1 protein-coding gene and 1 pseudogene are annotated in these 485 nt (G+C 31.1%); one reads left to right on the plus strand and one right to left on the minus strand.

Features of this window, described 5'->3' with window-relative positions:
- Positions 1 to 199 (minus strand): annotated as a pseudogene (locus TCEL_RS13070) (DALR anticodon-binding domain-containing protein); the annotation flags it as partial.
- 30 nt (positions 200 to 229) lie between these two features.
- Here TCEL_RS13070 and TCEL_RS00560 point away from each other — a divergent pair.
- Positions 230 to 466, plus strand: a complete 237-nt coding sequence (locus tag TCEL_RS00560) for a hypothetical protein (protein WP_018659666.1) — start codon at positions 230 to 232, stop codon at positions 464 to 466.
- Positions 467 to 485: the final 19 nt, after the last annotated feature.

Genomic DNA, 485 nt, shown 5'->3' on the forward strand with positions numbered 1-485 from the left:
ATCTACAACTTCAATTCCAAGTAGTGCTAGTGCTATTTTAATTACATATGTTGAAGCTTCAACTAAGTTTTAGTCTTGCGGCCTTAAGGCCTGAATCTTCACATGAAAGTATTGGACATAGGTTGTAGAACTTATTAAATGCCTTTGCAACATCAATTACGTATCTTGTAACTATAGATGGTTCATATTTTTCTATAGCACAATATTAACAAAATCCCAAAAGAACTCAATGACTAATCCATTTACAACTGATGATATAAAAGTTAATGTTGGAGATTTAATATATTATGAACTAAAGGTTTACAATCCAAACAGCTATGCACTTGTTGATGTAGTTGCAACTGAAATATTTGAAGAATTATTGTCATTCATTGAAATTATTTCAATAGATACAGGAACGTTAACTACAGAATCTGGTAACTTAACTTGGACTATACCAATAATTCCTGCAAATACTGAATACTAAAGCCAGTAGTTGCCTTGTC

Origin of the sequence: Thermobrachium celere DSM 8682 (assembly GCF_000430995.1) — a bacterium.
Taxonomy (GTDB): domain Bacteria; phylum Bacillota; class Clostridia; order Clostridiales; family Caloramatoraceae; genus Thermobrachium; species Thermobrachium celere.

Coding starts and splice junctions, on each gene's coding strand:
- TCEL_RS00560 (WP_018659666.1), top strand. CDS start 230: ATGACTAATCCATTTACAACTGATGATATAAAAGTTAATGTTGGAGAT.